The sequence below is a fragment of the Gammaproteobacteria bacterium genome (assembly GCA_016712635.1).
Classification (GTDB): Bacteria; Pseudomonadota; Gammaproteobacteria; order SZUA-140; family SZUA-140; genus JADJWH01.
In genome coordinates, this window is record JADJQS010000002.1 from 585,841 (window position 1) to 602,920 (window position 17,080).

Sequence of the window (17,080 nt, forward strand, 5' to 3'; positions counted from 1 at the left end):
AATCTCAGGAGGCCTTCTTGATCACCGCCTCCGCGACGCTGTTGGGCGCCTCGGAATAGCGGGTGAATTCCATGGTATAGGTGGCGCGCCCCTGCGTCGCCGAGCGCAGCGACGTGGCGTAGCCGAACATCTCCGCCAGCGGCACTTCGGCGCGCACGATCTTGCCCGCGGGCGCGTCCTCCATCGCCTGAATGATGCCGCGCCGGCGGTTGAGGTCTCCCATCACGTCGCCCATGTAATCCTCGGGGGTGACGACCTCGACCTTCATGATCGGCTCGAGGATGACGGGATTCGCCTTGCGCACGCCGTCCTTGAAGGCCATGGAACCGGCGATCTTGAATGCCATTTCGTTCGAATCGACGTCGTGGTAGGAGCCGTCGAACAGGGTGACACGCACGTCGACCATCGGGAAGCCCGCGATGACGCCGTTGTCCATCTGCTCCTTCACGCCCTTGTCCACCGGCGCGATGTACTCGCGCGGCACCACGCCGCCCACGATGCCGTTGACGAACTCGTAACCGGTGCCGCGCTCGAGCGGCTCCAGGCGCAGCCACACATGGCCGTACTGGCCGCGGCCGCCCGACTGGCGCACGAACTTGCCTTCCTGCTCCACCGTCTTGCGGATTGCCTCGCGATACGCCACCTGCGGCGCGCCGACGTTGGCCTCGACGCCGAACTCGCGCTTCATGCGGTCGACGATGATCTCGAGATGGAGCTCGCCCATGCCGGAGATGATGGTCTGACCGGATTCCTCGTCGGTGCGTACGCGGAAGGAGGGATCCTCCGCCGCCAGCTTGTTGAGCGCGATGCCCATCTTTTCCTGGTCGGCCTTGGTCTTCGGCTCCACCGCCACCGAGATGACCGGCTCGGGGAATGATCATCTTCTCGAGCACGATGACATTGCTCGAGGTCGCACAGCGTGTCGCCGGTGGTGACGTCCTTCAGGCCCACCGCCGCGGCGATGTCGCCCGCGCGCACTTCCTTGATCTCCTCACGCGAATTCGCGTGCATCTGCACGATGCGGCCGAAGCGCTCCTTCTTGCCTTTGACGGAATTGATGACGGAGTCACCGGAATTCACCACGCCGGAATAGACGCGGAAGAAGGTCAGCGTGCCGACGTAGGGGTCGGTGGCGATCTTGAACGCCAGCGCGGCGAACGGTTCCTCGTCCGCGGCGTGGCGCTCGGCGAGCGTCTCCGCGGCATCGTCGAGATGGCCCTTGATGGCGATGACATCGGTCGGCGCCGGCAGGTACTCGACCACGGCGTCCAGCATCGCCTGCACGCCCTTGTTCTTGAACGCCGAACCGCACAGCGTGGGAACGATCTCGTTGGCCAGTGCGCGCTTGCGCAGCCCCTGCTTGAGTTCCTCGATCGACAGCTCAGTGCCTTCGAGGTACTTCTCCATCAGCTCCTCGCTGGCCTCGGCGGCGGACTCGACCATTTTTTCGCGCCATTCCGCGCAGGTCGCCTGCATGTCGGCCGGGATATCCTCCAGCCGGTAGGTCATGCCCTGATCCGCCTCGTTCCAGAAAATAGCCTTCATGCGCAGCAGATCGACCACGCCCTTGTAATTTTCCTCGGCGCCGATCGGCAGCTGCAGCGGCACCGGGTTGGCGCCCAGGCGGCTCTTGATCTGCTGGACCACGCGCAGGAAGTTGGCGCCGGCGCGATCCATCTTGTTGACGAAGGCGAGGCGCGGCACGCCGTACTTGTTGGCCTGGCGCCACACGGTCTCGGACTGCGGCTCGACGCCGCCGACGGCGCAGAACAGCGCGCAGGCGCCGTCCAGCACGCGCAGCGAGCGCTCGACCTCGATGGTGAAATCGACGTGTCCCGGGGTATCGATGATGTTGATGCGGTGCTCCGGGAACTGCTTGTCCATGCCCTTCCAGAAGCAGGTGGTGGCGGCCGATGTGATGGTGATGCCGCGCTCCTGCTCCTGCTCCATCCAGTCCATGGTCGCGGCGCCGTCGTGCACCTCGCCCATCTTGTGCGACACGCCGGTATAGAACAGGACGCGTTCGGTCGTCGTCGTCTTACCGGCATCGATGTGCGCCATGATGCCGATGTTACGGTACCGTTCTATGGGGGTCTTTCTAGCCACGTCCGATCCTGTCTACTGTCCGTTTAACCCGGTCGGGAACGGACCTGAGTCCGCCCCCGTTCCTGAATCTGTTACCAGCGATAATGCGAGAAGGCCTTGTTGGCCTCGGCCATGCGGTGCGTATCCTCGCGTTTCTTCACCGCCGCGCCGCGATTCTCGCAGGCATCGAGGATCTCGGCGGCCAGCCGCAGACCCATGGTCTTTTCGCTGCGGTTGCGCGCGGTGTCCACCAGCCAGCGCATGGCAAGCGCCTGGCTGCGCTCGCCGCGCACCTCCATCGGCACCTGGTAGGTGGCGCCGCCGACGCGGCGGGACTTCACCTCGACCAGCGGCCGGATGTTGTCCAGCGCCTTGACGAGGGAATCGAGCGGGTCGCTCTTGCCCTTCGCCGCCACCTGATCCAGCGCGCCGTAGACGATGCGTTCGGCGATCGACTTCTTGCCGCTGGTCATGATCATGTTGATGAACTTCGCCAGATTCCGGTTCCCGTATTTCGGATCCGGCATCCGCTCCCGCTTTGCTGCTACTCTGCGTCTTGCCATCGTCTTTCGTCCGTCAGTCTAAGATCGGGCTGATCAACCCTTGGGGCGCTTGGCGCCGTATTTCGAGCGGCCCTGGCGGCGCCCGTCCACGCCGGAGGTGTCGAGGCTGCCGCGCACCGTGTGATATCGCACACCCGGTAAATCCTTGACACGGCCCCCGCGGATCAGCACCACCGAGTGCTCCTGCAGGTTGTGGCCTTCGCCACCTATATATGAGGTGACCTCCATCCCGTTGGTGAGACGGACGCGGGCGACCTTGCGCAGCGCCGAGTTCGGCTTCTTGGGGGTCGTGGTGTAGACGCGCGTGCACACCCCCCGTTTCTGCGGGCACCCTTCCAGCGCGGGCACCGTGCTCTTGGCGGCTTTACGCGACCGCGGCTTTCTGACCAACTGATTGACTGTCGCCATTCCGACTTACCCCACCCCTCATAAACGTTAAGCGTCCAGCCAGTCGGGACGAGGCGCCTGCGGCGCATTCGCCAACGGTTGAACGCTTAGATTGAGTGACCAGTACTCGAGAGAAGCAGATTGCTTCTGCAAAGACGCGAGAGTTTAGGTCGATAATCACAGCCTGTCAAGACATTGCGCCTGAAAATGGCGTCTATCGGGAGTTGTTCCGGCGCGGGAAATCCCGCAGATATACGGCCTTATGAGCTACGCGGTACGGGGCGCCGCCGGGGCGGAAAAGAAAACGCCCCCGACCGTTCCCGGAGGGGGGCGTTGATGCGGGGACCTGCGCGGGCGGAGACGGATTTCCGGCGCGTCGGCCGCGCTCAGGTGACGTTGAGCGCCTGCCGCAGGGCCTCTTCCACCTCGCTCGTGGTCGGCTGCTTATCCTCCGCCGGGGCCTCCGGCACGGCCGCCCGGCGCTGACGCTCCAGGTGGTAGGCGAGACCGGTGCCCGCCGGGATCAGGCGGCCCACGATCACGTTCTCCTTCAGGCCGCGCAGGCTGTCGATCTTGCCGCTCACCGCGGCCTCGGTCAGCACGCGGGTGGTCTCCTGGAAGGAGGCCGCGGAGATGAAGGACTCGGTGGCAAGCGAGGCCTTGGTGATGCCGAGCAGCACCGGGACGTACAGCGCAAGCTGCTTTTTCTCCGCCGCGGCCTTGTCGTTTTCCTCCATCAGGCGCGCGCGCTCGACCTGCTCGCCGGCCAGGAAACCGGTTTCGCCGGGCGAGCTGATCTCGATCTTGCGCAGCATCTGGCGCACGATCACCTCGATGTGCTTGTCGTTGATCTTCACGCCCTGCAGGCGATAGACGTCCTGCACTTCCTTGACGATGTACTTCGCCAGCGGCTCCACGCCGAGCAGGCGCAGGATGTCGTGCGGCGACGGCGGGCCATCGGCGATCACCTCGCCCTTCTCCACGTGCTCGCCCTCGAACACGGTGATGTGGCGCCACTTCGGTATCAGCCCCTCGAAGCGCTCGCCGTCTTCGCCGACGATGATCAGGCGCTGCTTGCCCTTGGTGTCCTTGCCGAAGGCCACGGTGCCGGAGATCTCGGCCAGGATGGCCGGGTCCTTCGGCTTGCGCGCCTCGAACAGGTCGGCCACGCGGGGCAGACCGCCCGTGATATCGCGCGTCTTGGAGGATTCCTGCGGAATACGCGCGATGACGTCGCCGACCATCACCCCGGCGCCGTCTTCGAGGCTGATGATGGCGCCGGCCGGGAGGTAGTACACGGCCGGGATGTCGGTGCCCGCGAAGTGGCGCTCATGGCCCTTCTCGTCCACGATCTTGACCATCGGGCGCAGGTCCTTGGTGCTGAGCCCGCGCGACTTGGGATCGGTCACCACCATGCTGGAAAGACCGGTGAACTCGTCGGTCTGGCGCTGCACTGTCACGCCGTCGATGATGTCCGAGTAGCTCAGGCGTCCGCCGACCTCGGTCACCACCGGATGGGTGTGCGGATCCCAGTTGGCGAGCTGCTGGCCGGCGGCGACCTTGTCGCCGTCGTTGACCGAGATCAGCGCGCCGTAGGGGATCTTGTAGCGCTCGCGATCACGGCCGCCGCCGTCGACGACGATCAGCTCGCCGGAACGGGACACCGCCACGTTGATACCGCTGCTGTTCTGCACCAGCTTGATGTTGTCGAGCCGCACGGTGCCGGCGATCTTGGCCTCGACCGAGTTGACGGTCACGGCACGCGACGCGGCGCCGCCGATGTGGAAGGTGCGCATGGTGAGCTGCGTGCCGGGTTCGCCGATCGACTGCGCCGCGATGACGCCGACCGCCTCGCCAATGTTGACGAGGTGGCCGCGCGCCAGGTCGCGCCCGTAGCAGGCGGCGCAGATGCCGTGGCGGTTGCGGCAGGTGATTGCCGAGCGCACCTTGACGTGATCGACGCCCTCCTTCTCCATCTGCTCGACCCACTGCTCGTCGAGCAGGGTACCGGCGGGTATCGTCTCGTCCGACAACCTGACGTCCTCGGCCAGCACGCGGCCGAGCACCAGGGCGCCGAGCGCCTCGACCACGTCGCCGCCCTCGATCAGGGCGGTCATCATCACTCCGTCGGTGGTGCCGCAGTCGAGGTCGGTGATGACGAGGTCCTGCGCCACGTCGACCAGGCGGCGCGTCAGGTATCCGGAGTTCGCGGTCTTCAGCGCGGTGTCGGCCAGACCCTTGCGGGCGCCGTGCGTCGAGATGAAGTACTGCAGCACGTCGAGGCCCTCGCGGAAGTTCGCGGTGATCGGCGTCTCGATGATCGAGCCGTCCGGCTTGGCCATCAGGCCGCGCATGCCGGCGAGCTGGCGGATCTGCGCGGCCGAACCGCGCGCGCCCGAGTCGGCCATCATGAAGATGGAATTGAACGAGGGCTGGCGTATCTCCTTGCCCTCGCTGTCGGTCGCGACGTCGGTGCCGAGCTTCTCCATCATCGCCTTGGCGACCTTGTCGTTGGTGTGCGACCAGATGTCGACCACCTTGTTGTAGCGCTCGCCGTTGGTGACCAGGCCCGAGGTGTACTGCGCCTCGATGTCCTTCACCTCCTGCTCGGCGGCCTCGATGATGCCGGCCTTCTCGCGCGGGATCACCATGTCGTCGACGCCGATGGAGACGCCGGCGCGGGTGGCGTAGCTGAAACCGGTGTACATCAGGCGGTCCGCGAAGATCACGGTCTCCTTGAGGCCGACGCGGCGGTAGCAGATGTTGACCAGGCTGGAGATCGCCTTCTTGTTCATGTCGCGGTTGATGAGGTCGAACGACATGCCCTCAGGCACGATCTCGAACAGCAGCGCGCGGCCCACCGTGGTGGAGACCAGGCGCCGGCCCCCGCTCCGGTTGCCATCCTGATCGATAACGACCTCGTCAATGCGGACCTTGATGCGCGCATGGATGTCGACCTGGCGTGTCTCGTAGGCGCGGTGCACCTCGGTGAGGTCGGCGAACACCATGCCCTCGCCGGGCATGTTGACCTTCTCGCGCGTCATGTAATAGAGGCCGAGCACCACGTCCTGCGACGGTACGATGATCGGCTCGCCGTTGGCGGGCGACAGGATGTTGTTGGACGACATCATCAGCGCGCGCGCCTCGAGCTGGGCCTCCAGCGACAGCGGCACGTGCACGGCCATCTGGTCGCCGTCGAAGTCGGCGTTGAACGCGGTGCAGACGAGCGGGTGCAGCTGGATCGCCTTGCCTTCGATCAGCGTCGGCTCGAAGGCCTGGATGCCGAGGCGGTGCAGCGTGGGCGCGCGGTTGAGCAGGATGGGATGCTCGCGGATCACCTCTTCGAGGATGTCCCACACCTCCGGGCCCTCGCGCTCGACCATCTTCTTTGCTGCCTTGATCGTGGTGGCGAGCCCGCGCCGCTCGATCTTGCTGAAGATGAACGGCTTGAACAGCTCGAGCGCCATCTTCTTCGGCAGTCCGCACTGGTGCAAGCGCAGCGTCGGGCCGACCACGATAACGGAACGGCCGGAGTAGTCGACGCGCTTGCCGAGCAGGTTCTGGCGGAAACGGCCCTGCTTGCCCTTGATCATGTCGGCGAGCGACTTCAGCGGGCGCTTGCTGGTGCCGGTGATGGCCTTGCCGCGGCGGCCGTTGTCGAGCAGCGCGTCGACCGCCTCCTGCAGCATGCGCTTCTCGTTGCGCACGATGATGTCCGGTGCATTGAGGTCGAGCAGGCGCTTCAGGCGGTTGTTGCGGTTGATCACCCGGCGGTAGAGGTCGTTCAGGTCCGAGGTCGCGAAGCGGCCGCCATCCAGCGGCACCAGCGGGCGCAGTTCCGGCGGCAGCACCGGCAGCACCGACATCACCATCCACTCGGGGCGGTTGCCGGAATCGAGGAAGGCCTCCATCAGCTTGAGACGCTTGGTCAGCTTCTTGAGCTTGGTGTCGGAGTTGGTGCTGGCGATGTCCTCGCGCAGCTTCTCCACCTCGACCTTGATATCGAGCGAGCCAAGCAGTTGCTGGATCGCCTCGGCGCCCATGCGCGCGTCGAACTCGTCGCCGTGCTCCTCGATCGCGTCGAGGTAGGCCTCGTCGGTGAGCAGCTGGCCGCGCTCGAGCTGGGTCATGCCCGGATCGATGACGACGAAGGCCTCGAAATAGAGCACGCGCTCGATGTCGCGCAGCGTCATGTCGAGCAGCAGGCCCATGCGCGAGGGCAGCGACTTGAGGAACCAGATGTGCGCCACCGGGCTGGCCAGCTCGATGTGGCCCATGCGCTCGCGCCGCACCTTGGTCACCGTGACCTCGACGCCGCACTTCTCGCAGATCACGCCGCGGTGCTTGAGGCGCTTGTACTTGCCGCACAGGCATTCGTAGTCCTTCACCGGCCCGAAGATCTTGGCGCAGAACAGGCCGTCACGCTCGGGCTTGAAGGTGCGGTAATTGATCGTCTCGGGCTTCTTCACCTCGCCGAAGGACCAGGACCGGATCTTCGCCGGCGAAGCCAGCCCGATGCGAATGGCGTCGAATTCCTCGATCTGCCCCTGCTGCTTGAACATGTTGAGTAGGTTTTTCAAAGCCGTGTCTCCCGATCAGATTCGCTTGTAACCCCGCGGGCGCCGCGCGCCCGCCCGCCGTGCGTCCGCGCCTTACTCCAGCTCGACATCGATGCCGAGCGCGCGGATCTCCTTCAGCAACACATTGAACGACTCGGGCATGCCCGGTTCCATGTGGTGGTCGCCGTCGACGATGTTCTTGTACATAGCCGTGCGGCCGTGGACGTCGTCCGACTTCACCGTCAGCATCTCCTGCAGCGTGTAGGCGGCGCCGTAGGCCTCCAGCGCCCACACCTCCATCTCGCCGAAGCGCTGGCCGCCGAACTGGGCCTTGCCGCCCAGCGGCTGCTGGGTGACCAGGCTGTACGGACCGGTGGAGCGGGCGTGCATCTTGTCGTCGACCAGGTGGTTCAGCTTCAGCATGTACATGTAGCCGACCGTGACCTGGCGCTCGAAGGCGTCGCCGGTGCGACCGTCGTGCAGCGTGGTCTGGCCCGAGACCGGCAGGCCGGCCAGTTCCAGCATGCCCTTGATCTCGCCCTCGGTGGCGCCGTCGAACACCGGCGTCGCCATCGGCACGCCGCCGCGCAGATTCTCGGCCAGCGCCATCACCTCGTCATCGCTCAGCGTGGAGAGATCTTCCTTCTTGCCGCTGGTGTTGTAGATCTTGTCGAGCAGCTTGCGCACCTCGACCGCCTTGTGCTGCGCGTCGAGCAGTTCGCCGATCCGCTTGCCCACGCCCTTGGCGGCCCAGCCGAGATGGGTCTCGAGCACCTGGCCGACGTTCATGCGCGAGGGCACGCCGAGCGGGTTCAGCACAATGTCGACCGGGGTGCCGTCGGCCATGTAGGGCATGTCCTCGACCGGAACAATCATCGAGATCACGCCCTTGTTACCGTGGCGGCCGGCCATCTTGTCGCCCGGCTGCACGCGTCGCTTCACGGCGAGGTAGACCTTCACCATCTTGAGCACGCCGGGGGCGAGGTCGTCGCCCTGGCTCAGCTTGCCGCGCTGGTGCTCGAACTTCTCGTCGAAGGTCTTGCGCAGGCGGGCGCGCTGGTCGTTGAGCCCCTCGAGCTCCTTGACCGCGGCCTCGTTCTTGATCCGCACCTCGAACCACTTCTCGCGCGGCACCTCGTCGAGCAGCGTCTTGGTGATCTTGGTCCCGCTCTTGATCGCCTTCGGCCCGCCCTCGGCGGTCTTGCCGACCAGGACCTTCTCGACGCGCAGGAAGATGTCCTCCTCGAGGATGCGGAACTCGTCGTTGAGGTCCTTCTTGATGCGCTCGAGCTCGGTCTTCTCGATCTGCTGGGCGCGCTTGTCCTTCTCGACGCCGTCGCGCGTGAACACGCGCACGTCGATCACCGTGCCTGCCATGCCCGAGGGCACCCGGGCGGAAGTGTCCTTCACGTCGGAGGCCTTTTCGCCGAAGATCGCACGCAGCAGCTTCTCCTCCGGCGTCAGCTGGGTCTCGCCCTTCGGCGTCACCTTGCCGACCAGGATGTCGCCCGGACCGACCTCGGCGCCGATGTAGACGATGCCCGACTCGTCGAGCTTCGCCAGCGCGGTCTCGCCGACGTTGGGGATATCGCAGGTGATCTCCTCCGGCCCAAGCTTGGTGTCGCGCGCGACGCAGGTGATCTCCTCGATGTGGATGGAGGTATAGCGATCCTCCTCCACCACGCGCTCGGAGATCAGGATGGAGTCCTCGAAGTTGTAACCGTTCCACGGCATGAACGCCACCAGCAGGTTCTGCCCCAGCGCCAGCTCACCGGTATCGGTGGACGAGCCGTCGGCGAGCACATCGCCCCTGGCGATGACGTCGCCCGGCTGCACCAGCGGCTTCTGGTTGATGCAGGTGTTCTGGTTGGAACGCGTGTACTTGATCAGGTTGTAGATGTCCACGCCCGGTTCGCCGGTCGCGGTCTCCTCATCATGCACCCGCACCACCATGCGGCCCGCGTCGACCATGTCGACCACGCCGCCGCGCGCGGAAACCACCGCGGTGCCGGAGTCGATCGCAACGGTACGCTCCATGCCGGTGCCCACCAGGGGCTTTTCGGCGCGCAGCGACGGCACCGCCTGGCGCTGCATGTTCGAGCCCATCAGCGCACGGTTGGCGTCGTCGTGCTCGAGGAACGGGATCAGCGAGGCGGCCACCGAGACGATCTGCTTGGGCGACACGTCCATGTACTGGGCGCGATCCGGCGTCATCATGGTGAACTCGTTCTCATGCCGGCACGAGATCAGCTCCTCGGTCAGCGCCCCCTTCTTGTCCAGGGTGGCGCCGGCCTGCGCGATGATGTACTGGCCTTCCTCGATCGCCGACAGATATTCGATCTCGTCGGTGACACGCCCGTCCACCACCTTGCGGTACGGGGTCTCAAGGAAACCGTACTCGTTGGTACGCGCGTAGACCGACATCGAGTTGATGAGGCCGATGTTCGGGCCTTCCGGCGTCTCGATCGGGCACACGCGGCCGTAATGGGTGGGATGCACGTCGCGCACCTCGAAGCCCGCGCGCTCGCGCGTCAGGCCGCCCGGCCCAAGGGCCGAGACGCGGCGCTTGTGCGTCACCTCGGAGAGCGGGTTGTTCTGGTCCATGAACTGAGACAGCTGGCTGGAGCCGAAAAACTCCTTGATCACCGCCGTAACCGGCTTGGCGTTGATCATCTCCTGCGGCATCAGGCCCTCGGACTCGGCCAGCGCCAGGCGTTCGCGCACGGCGCGTTCGACACGCACCAGACCGACGCGGAACTGGTTTTCCACCATCTCGCCGACGCAGCGGATGCGGCGGTTGCCGAGGTGGTCGATGTCATCCACCGTGCCCTTGCCGTTCTTGATGTCGACCAGCACGCGCAGGCTTTCGATGATGTCCGAACCCCACTCCGCCAGGGCCTTCTTGAGATCGCCCCAGGCGATCTTGTCACCCTCGCCCTTGCCTTGCAGCGCCGGCAGGTCGAGCAGGGACGACTCCAGGATCTTGAGCTGCGCCACCGCGATGGCGTCGTTGTCACCTTTCAGCTTCAGGGCGCCTTCCAGCAGGGGTGGTGAAGTAGACGTCGTCGATCAGGATGCCGGGGCCGACGATGGTGTCGTTCTGCACGCGGCGGTTGAACTTCATCCGGCCGACCGCGGAAAGATCGTAGCGTTCGGAGTTGAAGAACAGGTTGCGGAACAGCACCTCCGCGGCCTCCTTGGTCGGCGGCTCGCCCGGGCGCATCATGCGGTAGATATCCACCAGCGCCTCGAGCTGGGTGCGGGTCTGGTCGATGCGCAGGGTCTCGGACATGTACGGACCGCGATCGAGCTCGTTGGTGTAGAGCGTGCGCAGCTCCTTCAGGCCGGCGTCGATGAACTTGTCGATCAGCTCGACGCTCAGCTCGGTGTTGGCCTCGGCCAGCACCTCGCCGGTGAGTTCGTCGACCATGTCGTGCGCCAGCGTCTTGCCGATCAGGTATTCCTTCGGCACCGGGATGGCGCTGAGCTGCTGGCTCTCCATCTCGCGCACGTGGCGCGCGGTGATGCGGCGCCCCGCCTCGACGATGACCTTGCCCTTGGGTCCCTTGAGATCGAACAGCAGGGTCTCGCCGCGCAGGCGGTCGGGGATGAGGTCGAGCTTGATGCCGTCCTTACCGATGCGGAAGGTGTTGATGTCGAAGAACAGCTCCAGGATCTGCTGGTTGCTGTAGCCGAGCGCGCGCAGCAGCACGGTGGCCGGCAGCTTGCGGCGGCGGTCGATGCGCACAAACACGCAGTCCAGCGGGTCGAACTCGAAGTCGAGCCAGGATCCGCGGTAGGGAATGATGCGGGCGGAGTAGAGCACCTTGCCGGAGGAGTGCGTCTTGCCCTTGTCGTGATCGTAGAACACACCGGGCGAGCGGTGCAGCTGGGACACCACGACGCGTTCGGTGCCGTTGATGACGAAAGTGCCGTTCGAGGTCATGAGCGGGATCTCGCCCATGTAGACCTCCTGCTCCTTGATATCCTTGACCGAGCGCGAGTTCGCCGGCGCGTCCTTGTCGTAGATCACCAGGCGCACCTTGACCTTGAGCGGCGCCGAGTAGGTCACCCCGCGCAGCTGGCATTCCTTGACGTCGAACACCGGCTTGCCGAGTTCATAGCTGACGTAGTCGAGGGCCGCGTTGCCCGAATAGCTGAGGATCGGGAACACCGAGCGGAACGCCGCCTCCAGGCCCTGGTTGGCGCGCTGGTCCGGCGCCGCCTCCGCCTGCAGGAACGTCTGATAGGAATCGATCTGGGTGGCGAGCAGATACGGGACCTTCAGGACGCTGGGGCGTTTGCCAAAATCCTTGCGGATACATTTTTTCTCTGTATAAGAGTATGGCATCGGGGTTCCTCAAGTATTGATATACATCAGCAGATCTTCACGAATGACGAACACGGCTGTGCGGCTACACGCGCCTGAACGGAAAATAAAAAAGAGCCCATGCCCCCGGATCCGCCTGCGGGCGGATCCGGGGGCAAAGGTCTTCGTTAGGACTTTCCGTGCAGCGGGAAGTTCGCTTACTTGATTTCAACCGTTGCGCCGGCCTCCTCAAGCTGCTTCTTGATGCTGTCCGCATCCGCCTTGGGGACGCCTTCCTTGACGGAAGACGGCACGCCTTCGACCAGATCCTTGGCCTCTTTCAGGCCCAGGCCGGTGATGGTGCGGATGACCTTGATCACGCCGACCTTATTATCACCGAAAGTCTTCAGGACGACATTAAATTCCGTCTGCTCCTCGGCGGCGGCAGCGGCTCCGCCGGCCCCGGGGGCCGCGACAGCGACCGTAGCCGCAGCGGCGGAAACGCCGAATTTATCTTCCATCGCCTTGATCAGGTCGACGACCTCGAGGACCGTCATCTTGGAGATGGTATCCAGGATATCATTGGTGCTTACTGACATGGTCTATGCTCCTAAATCTTTAATTAATCAGTTGATAATCAAGCGGCCTGCTTCTGGTCGCGGACGGCGGCCACGGTACGGGCGAGTTTGTTGGCCGGCTCAGCCAGCGTACGCACAAACTTCCCGATCGGGGCCTTCATCACGGCCATCAACTGGCTGATCGCCTCGTTCTTGGTCGGCATCTGCGCCAGTCTTTTGGCGTCTTCCGGCGCCAGCAGCTTGCCGCGCAATGCAACGACCTTGATGATGAGCTTCTCGTTCGCCTTGGCGAAGTCCGTCATGACCCGCGCCGCAGCCGCCGGCTCCTCGATCGAAAACGCGAGGATCAGCGGGCCCACGAAGCCTTTCTGCATGCAGGCAAACTCAGTGTCCGAGACCGCCCGGCGCGCCAGCGTGTTCTTGACCACGCGCAGGTAGACCCCGGCCTGGCGCGCCTTGCGCCGCAGGTCGGTCAATTGCTCGACCGTCAAACCGTTGTACTCCGCCGCGATGGCGGACTGCGCAACACTCGCGTAACGGGCGACATCGGCGACGATTGCCTTCTTGTCTTCAAGCGATAACAAGCGTTCACCTCCCAGTGGTCCCGTCCGTTCCCGAAGGGCGGACAGGGTTGCCGTTCACACCACGGACGCGCGTATCGCGCGCCCACCCACGGTGACCGTTGTCAGGAAATCCTGTGCGGGTCTCACCGTCTGCGCAGGCAGAACGCCCCGGAATTGCAATCGGGTGGTTCGGCTTAGGCCGGGCGTCACCCCTGCGGGTGGCACACCGGCGCCTGCGGTCTTCGACGCCCTCCGCGGCGGCACACGCCGGCGCGGAGGATGCCCAAAGCCTGTGCTACTGTTCTTTACGCGCCGGTCTGATCGACCAGGGTCGACTGATCAATCACCAGGCCGGGACCCATGGTGGTCGAGATCGATACCTTCTTCATATAGATACCCTTGGCCGTGCCCGGCTTGCCCTTGTTGAGGGCGCCCAGCAGCGCGGACAGGTTCTCGCGCAGGGCCGGCACGGTGAAGCTCGCCTTGCCGATCACGCTGTGCACGATACCGGCCTTGTCCGTGCGGTACTGTACCTGCCCGGCCTTGGCGTTCTTCACCGCCGTGACCACGTCGGGTGTCACCGTACCCACCTTGGGATTGGGCATCAGGCCGCGCGGGCCGAGGATCTGGCCCAGCTGACCGACGACGCGCATCGCGTCGGGGGTGGCGATCGCCACGTCGAAATCGAGGTTGCCGGCCTTGATGGAGGCGGCGAGGTCATCGAAGCCGACGATGTCGGCGCCCGCCGCCTTGGCCGCCTCGGCCTTCTCGCCCTGGGCGAACACCGCGACACGCATGGTCTTGCCGGTGCCGTTGGGCAGCACAGTGGAGCCGCGCACCATCTGGTCGGACTTGCGCGTATCGACGCCAAGGTTCACGGCGACGTCCACCGACTCATCGAACTTCGCGGTCGCCAGCTCCTTCAGCAGCGCGAGCGCATCGTCGACCGGGTACATCTTGCCCGGCACGGCCTTTCCGCGGATCAGCTTGTTGCGTTTGGAAATCGCCATGTCACACCCCCTCCGAGTCGAGACCCATGCTGCGCGCGCTGCCGGCGATGGTGCGCACGGCGGCATCCAGATCCGCGGCAGTCAGGTCGGGCATCTTGGTCCTGGCGATCTCCTCCAGCTGCGCGCGCGTCACCTTGCCGACCTTGACAGTGTTCGGGGTCGCGCTGCCCGAGGCGATGCCGACGGCCTTCTTCAGCAGCACGGAGGCCGGCGGGGTCTTGGTGATGAAGGTAAAGCTGCGGTCGCTGTAGACCGTGATCACGACGGGCAGGGGCATGCCCTGCTCCATCTTCTGGGTCTGGGCGTTGAACGCCTTGCAGAACTCCATGATGTTGACGCCGGCCTGGCCGAGCGCCGGACCCACCGGCGGGCTCGGGTTGGCCTGTCCGGAGGCCACCTGCAGCTTGATGTACTTGTCGACTTTCTTTGCCATTGCTCACTCCCGGGTGCAAGCGCCTCGCGGCTCCCCGATTGGTTAATAACAGGACTGAGTGCTGAGGACTGAGGGCTGAGTAAAACCCAGAACCCGACCATCAGTCACTTCACAGTCCTCAGCACTCCGTCCCCAGTCCTATCCTTTCTCGACCTGCCCGAATTCCAGCTCCAGCGGCGTGGAGCGGCCGAAGATGGTCACCGCCACACGCAGGCGGCTCTTTTCGTAATTGACTTCCTCGACCACGCCGCTGAAATCGGCGAACGGCCCGTCGATGACGCGCACCACCTCGCCCGGCTCGAACAGCACCTTCGGCTTCGGTTTCTCGACGCCCTCCTGGATGCGGTCGATGATCTGCTGCGCCTCCTTGTCGGAGATCGGCGCCGGCCGGTCGGAGGTGCCGCCGATGAAGCCCATCACCTTGGGCACTTCCTTCACCAGGTGCCAGGTGGCGTCGTTCATCTCCATATGGATCAGCACGTATCCCGGGAAGAACTTGCGGTCGCTCTTGCGTTTCTGGCCGCCGCGCATCTCGACGACCTCCTCGGTCGGAACCAGGATGTCGCCGAACAGATCCGCGACCCCGCTGTGCGAGATACGCTCCTTGAGCGAACGCACCGCCTGCTGCTCGTAGCCGGAATAGACGTGCACCACGTACCACCGTTTAGCCATGTGCCATCAGCTCCCTTGCCCCGTCAACATCTTCACCAGCCACGTCAGGATCGAATCGAAGATCCAGAGGATCAGCGCCGTCACCACCACCATGCCCATGACCACCAGGGTGGTCTGAACGGTCTCCTTGCGCGTCGGCCAGACGACCTTGCGCACCTCGGTGCGGGCCTCGCCGATATACGTCCAGGTCTGCTGGCCGGCGGCGGTCTGGAAGAATACCGCCGTGGCGACCCCGATCCCCACCAGCAGGCCGACCACCCGCAGCAGCAGGGAGGTGTCCTCGCCGTAATAATAAAAAGCCCCGAGCGCCGCCGCCACGATCAGCGCGGCCAGGATGAACTTGATCTTGTCGCCCATAAGCTAAGCACCAAAATGTAAAGTGAAAAATGAAAGAAGCTTCCCAGCCTGCTTTTCACTTTCCACTTTTCACTTCCCGCTCGTTCAATTGGCAGGCCAGGAGGGAATCGAACCCCCAACCTGCGGTTTTGGAGACCGCCGCTCTGCCAATTGAGCTACTGGCCTAATCTTTAATATGTACCCGGGGACAGACTTAAGTCTGTCCCCTCCTGCTCTTCGATCCAGCCGTTGCTGGCCGGATATCCGGGGACGGACTGAAGTCCGCCCCGCCCCGCGGGTTGAGGGCGGGGCGGACTCGCCGGCCCTCTTAATTCTCGACGACCTTGGCGACGACGCCGGCGCCGACGGTGCGGCCGCCTTCGCGGATCGCGAAGCGCAGGCCTTCTTCCATCGCGATCGGGTTGATCAGCGACACCGTCATCTTCACGTTGTCACCCGGCATCACCATCTCGATCCCCGCCGGCAGGTCGCACGCCCCCGTCACGTCCGTCGTCCGGAAGTAGAACTGCGGGCGGTAACCGTTGAAGAACGGCGTGTGGCGGCCGCCCTCTTCCTTGCCCAGAATGTACACCTCGCACTCGAACTTCGTGTGCGGCGTGATCGAACCCGGCTTGCACAGCACCTGGCCGCGCTGCACATCTTCGCGCTTCGTGCCGCGCAGCAGCACGCCCACGTTGTCCCCTGCCTGGCCTTCATCCAGCAGCTTGCGGAACATCTCCACGCCCGTGCACGTCGTCTTCGTCGTCGGCTTGATGCCCACGATCTCGATCTCGTCGCCCACCTTCACAATCCCGCGCTCGATGCGACCCGTCACCACCGTTCCGCGCCCCGAAATCGAGAACACGTCCTCGATCGGCATCAGGAACGGCTTGTCCTTCGGGCGCTCCGGCACCGGGATGTACCGGTCCATCTCTTCCACCAGCTTCACCACCGACGGTATCCCGATCGGCGAGCTGTCGCCTTCCAGCGCCTTCAGCGCCGAGCCCGTCACGATCGGCGTGTCGTCCCCGGGGAACTTGTACACCGTCAGCAGCTCGCGAACTTCCATCTCCACCAGCTCCAGCAGCTCGGCGTCGTCCACCATGTCCGCCTTGTTCAGGTACACCACGATGTACGGCACGCCCACCTGGCGCGCCAGCAGGATGTGCTCCCGCGTCTGCGGCATCGGGCCGTCCGCCGCCGAGACCACCAGGATCGCGCCGTCCATCTGCGCCGCGCCCGTGATCATGTTCTTCACGTAGTCCGCGTGTCCCGGGCAGTCCACGTGCGCGTAGTGCCGTGCCGACGACTCGTATTCCACGTGTGACGTCGAGATCGTGATCCCGCGCGCCTTCTCTTCCGGGGCCTTGTCGATCTGGTCGTAGTTCAGCACCTCGCCGCCGAATTTCTCCGCCAGAACCTTCGTCAGCGCCGCCGTCAACGTCGTCTTTCCATGGTCCACGTGGCCAATCGTCCCCACGTTCACATGCGGCTTCTTACGCTCAAATTTTCCTTTCGACATCGGACTGTCTCCCAAATTCTAGTTGCCAATCACGCCGGAAGCGTTCTCTTAAACAATGACCTC

The 17,080-nt window shown here is 64.6% G+C and carries 12 protein-coding genes, 1 tRNA gene and 1 pseudogene; all 14 read right to left on the minus strand.

Features of this window, described 5'->3' with window-relative positions; all coding sequences use genetic code 11:
• Positions 1-4: 4 nt before the first annotated feature.
• A pseudogene (fusA, locus tag IPK65_06050) lies at positions 5-2,106 on the minus strand (elongation factor G).
• 71 nt (positions 2,107-2,177) lie between these two features.
• Positions 2,178-2,648 carry a 30S ribosomal protein S7 gene (rpsG, locus tag IPK65_06055; protein MBK8162711.1) on the minus strand — a complete coding sequence of 157 codons (471 nt, stop codon included), beginning with the start codon at positions 2,646-2,648 and terminating at the stop codon, positions 2,178-2,180.
• Positions 2,649-2,681: 33 nt separating this feature from the next.
• The gene (rpsL, locus tag IPK65_06060) at positions 2,682-3,056 is read right to left on the minus strand and encodes a 30S ribosomal protein S12 (GenBank protein MBK8162712.1); all 375 of its coding nucleotides are present in this window, start codon (positions 3,054-3,056) and stop codon (positions 2,682-2,684) included.
• Between the two features lie 365 nt (positions 3,057-3,421).
• A complete protein-coding gene (gene rpoC / locus IPK65_06065) occupies positions 3,422-7,615 on the minus strand; it encodes a DNA-directed RNA polymerase subunit beta' (protein MBK8162713.1) in 4,194 nt (1,397 codons plus the stop codon).
• A 72-nt stretch (positions 7,616-7,687) separates the two neighbouring features.
• The gene (gene rpoB, locus IPK65_06070; protein ID MBK8162714.1) at positions 7,688-10,639 is read right to left on the minus strand and encodes a DNA-directed RNA polymerase subunit beta; all 2,952 of its coding nucleotides are present in this window, start codon (positions 10,637-10,639) and stop codon (positions 7,688-7,690) included.
• Complete coding sequence (locus IPK65_06075; protein ID MBK8162715.1) at positions 10,608-11,945, minus strand: hypothetical protein; 1,338 nt, start codon at positions 11,943-11,945, stop codon at positions 10,608-10,610. Before IPK65_06075 ends, rpoB begins: the two co-directional genes overlap by 32 nt.
• Before the next feature lie 176 nt (positions 11,946-12,121).
• Positions 12,122-12,502 (minus strand): 50S ribosomal protein L7/L12, encoded by a 381-nt coding sequence (gene rplL / locus IPK65_06080; protein ID MBK8162716.1) that lies wholly within the window; start codon positions 12,500-12,502, stop codon positions 12,122-12,124.
• A gap of 38 nt (positions 12,503-12,540) precedes the next feature.
• On the minus strand, positions 12,541-13,065 hold the full coding sequence (gene rplJ, locus IPK65_06085) for a 50S ribosomal protein L10 (GenBank protein MBK8162717.1): 525 nt from the start codon (positions 13,063-13,065) through the stop codon (positions 12,541-12,543).
• Between the two features lie 284 nt (positions 13,066-13,349).
• Positions 13,350-14,054: a 50S ribosomal protein L1 gene (gene rplA, locus IPK65_06090; protein MBK8162718.1), complete on the minus strand. Its 705-nt coding sequence runs from the start codon at positions 14,052-14,054 to the stop codon at positions 13,350-13,352.
• A 1-nt stretch (position 14,055) separates the two neighbouring features.
• Positions 14,056-14,487: a 50S ribosomal protein L11 gene (gene rplK / locus IPK65_06095; protein ID MBK8162719.1), complete on the minus strand. Its 432-nt coding sequence runs from the start codon at positions 14,485-14,487 to the stop codon at positions 14,056-14,058.
• Positions 14,488-14,625: 138 nt separating this feature from the next.
• The gene (gene nusG, locus IPK65_06100) at positions 14,626-15,159 is read right to left on the minus strand and encodes a transcription termination/antitermination protein NusG (GenBank protein ID MBK8162720.1); all 534 of its coding nucleotides are present in this window, start codon (positions 15,157-15,159) and stop codon (positions 14,626-14,628) included.
• Between the two features lie 6 nt (positions 15,160-15,165).
• A complete protein-coding gene (gene secE / locus IPK65_06105) occupies positions 15,166-15,516 on the minus strand; it encodes a preprotein translocase subunit SecE (protein ID MBK8162721.1) in 351 nt (116 codons plus the stop codon).
• 89 nt (positions 15,517-15,605) lie between these two features.
• Positions 15,606-15,681, minus strand: a tRNA-Trp gene (locus IPK65_06110).
• A gap of 142 nt (positions 15,682-15,823) precedes the next feature.
• Entirely contained in the window at positions 15,824-17,017 is a 1,194-nt protein-coding gene (gene tuf, locus IPK65_06115; protein MBK8162722.1) for an elongation factor Tu, read from the minus strand.
• Positions 17,018-17,080 lie beyond the last annotated feature (63 nt).

Bases quoted from the DNA above. Each gene is read 5' to 3' on its own strand.
- rpsG (MBK8162711.1), bottom strand. From the start codon at position 2,648: ATGGCAAGACGCAGAGTAGCAGCAAAGCGGGAGCGGATGCCGGATCCG.
- rpsL (MBK8162712.1), bottom strand. From the start codon at position 3,056: ATGGCGACAGTCAATCAGTTGGTCAGAAAGCCGCGGTCGCGTAAAGCC.
- IPK65_06075 (MBK8162715.1), bottom strand. From the start codon at position 11,945: ATGCCATACTCTTATACAGAGAAAAAATGTATCCGCAAGGATTTTGGC.
- rplL (MBK8162716.1), bottom strand. From the start codon at position 12,502: ATGTCAGTAAGCACCAATGATATCCTGGATACCATCTCCAAGATGACG.
- rplA (MBK8162718.1), bottom strand. From the start codon at position 14,054: ATGGCGATTTCCAAACGCAACAAGCTGATCCGCGGAAAGGCCGTGCCG.
- rplK (MBK8162719.1), bottom strand. From the start codon at position 14,487: ATGGCAAAGAAAGTCGACAAGTACATCAAGCTGCAGGTGGCCTCCGGA.
- nusG (MBK8162720.1), bottom strand. From the start codon at position 15,159: ATGGCTAAACGGTGGTACGTGGTGCACGTCTATTCCGGCTACGAGCAG.
- secE (MBK8162721.1), bottom strand. From the start codon at position 15,516: ATGGGCGACAAGATCAAGTTCATCCTGGCCGCGCTGATCGTGGCGGCG.
- tuf (MBK8162722.1), bottom strand. From the start codon at position 17,017: ATGTCGAAAGGAAAATTTGAGCGTAAGAAGCCGCATGTGAACGTGGGG.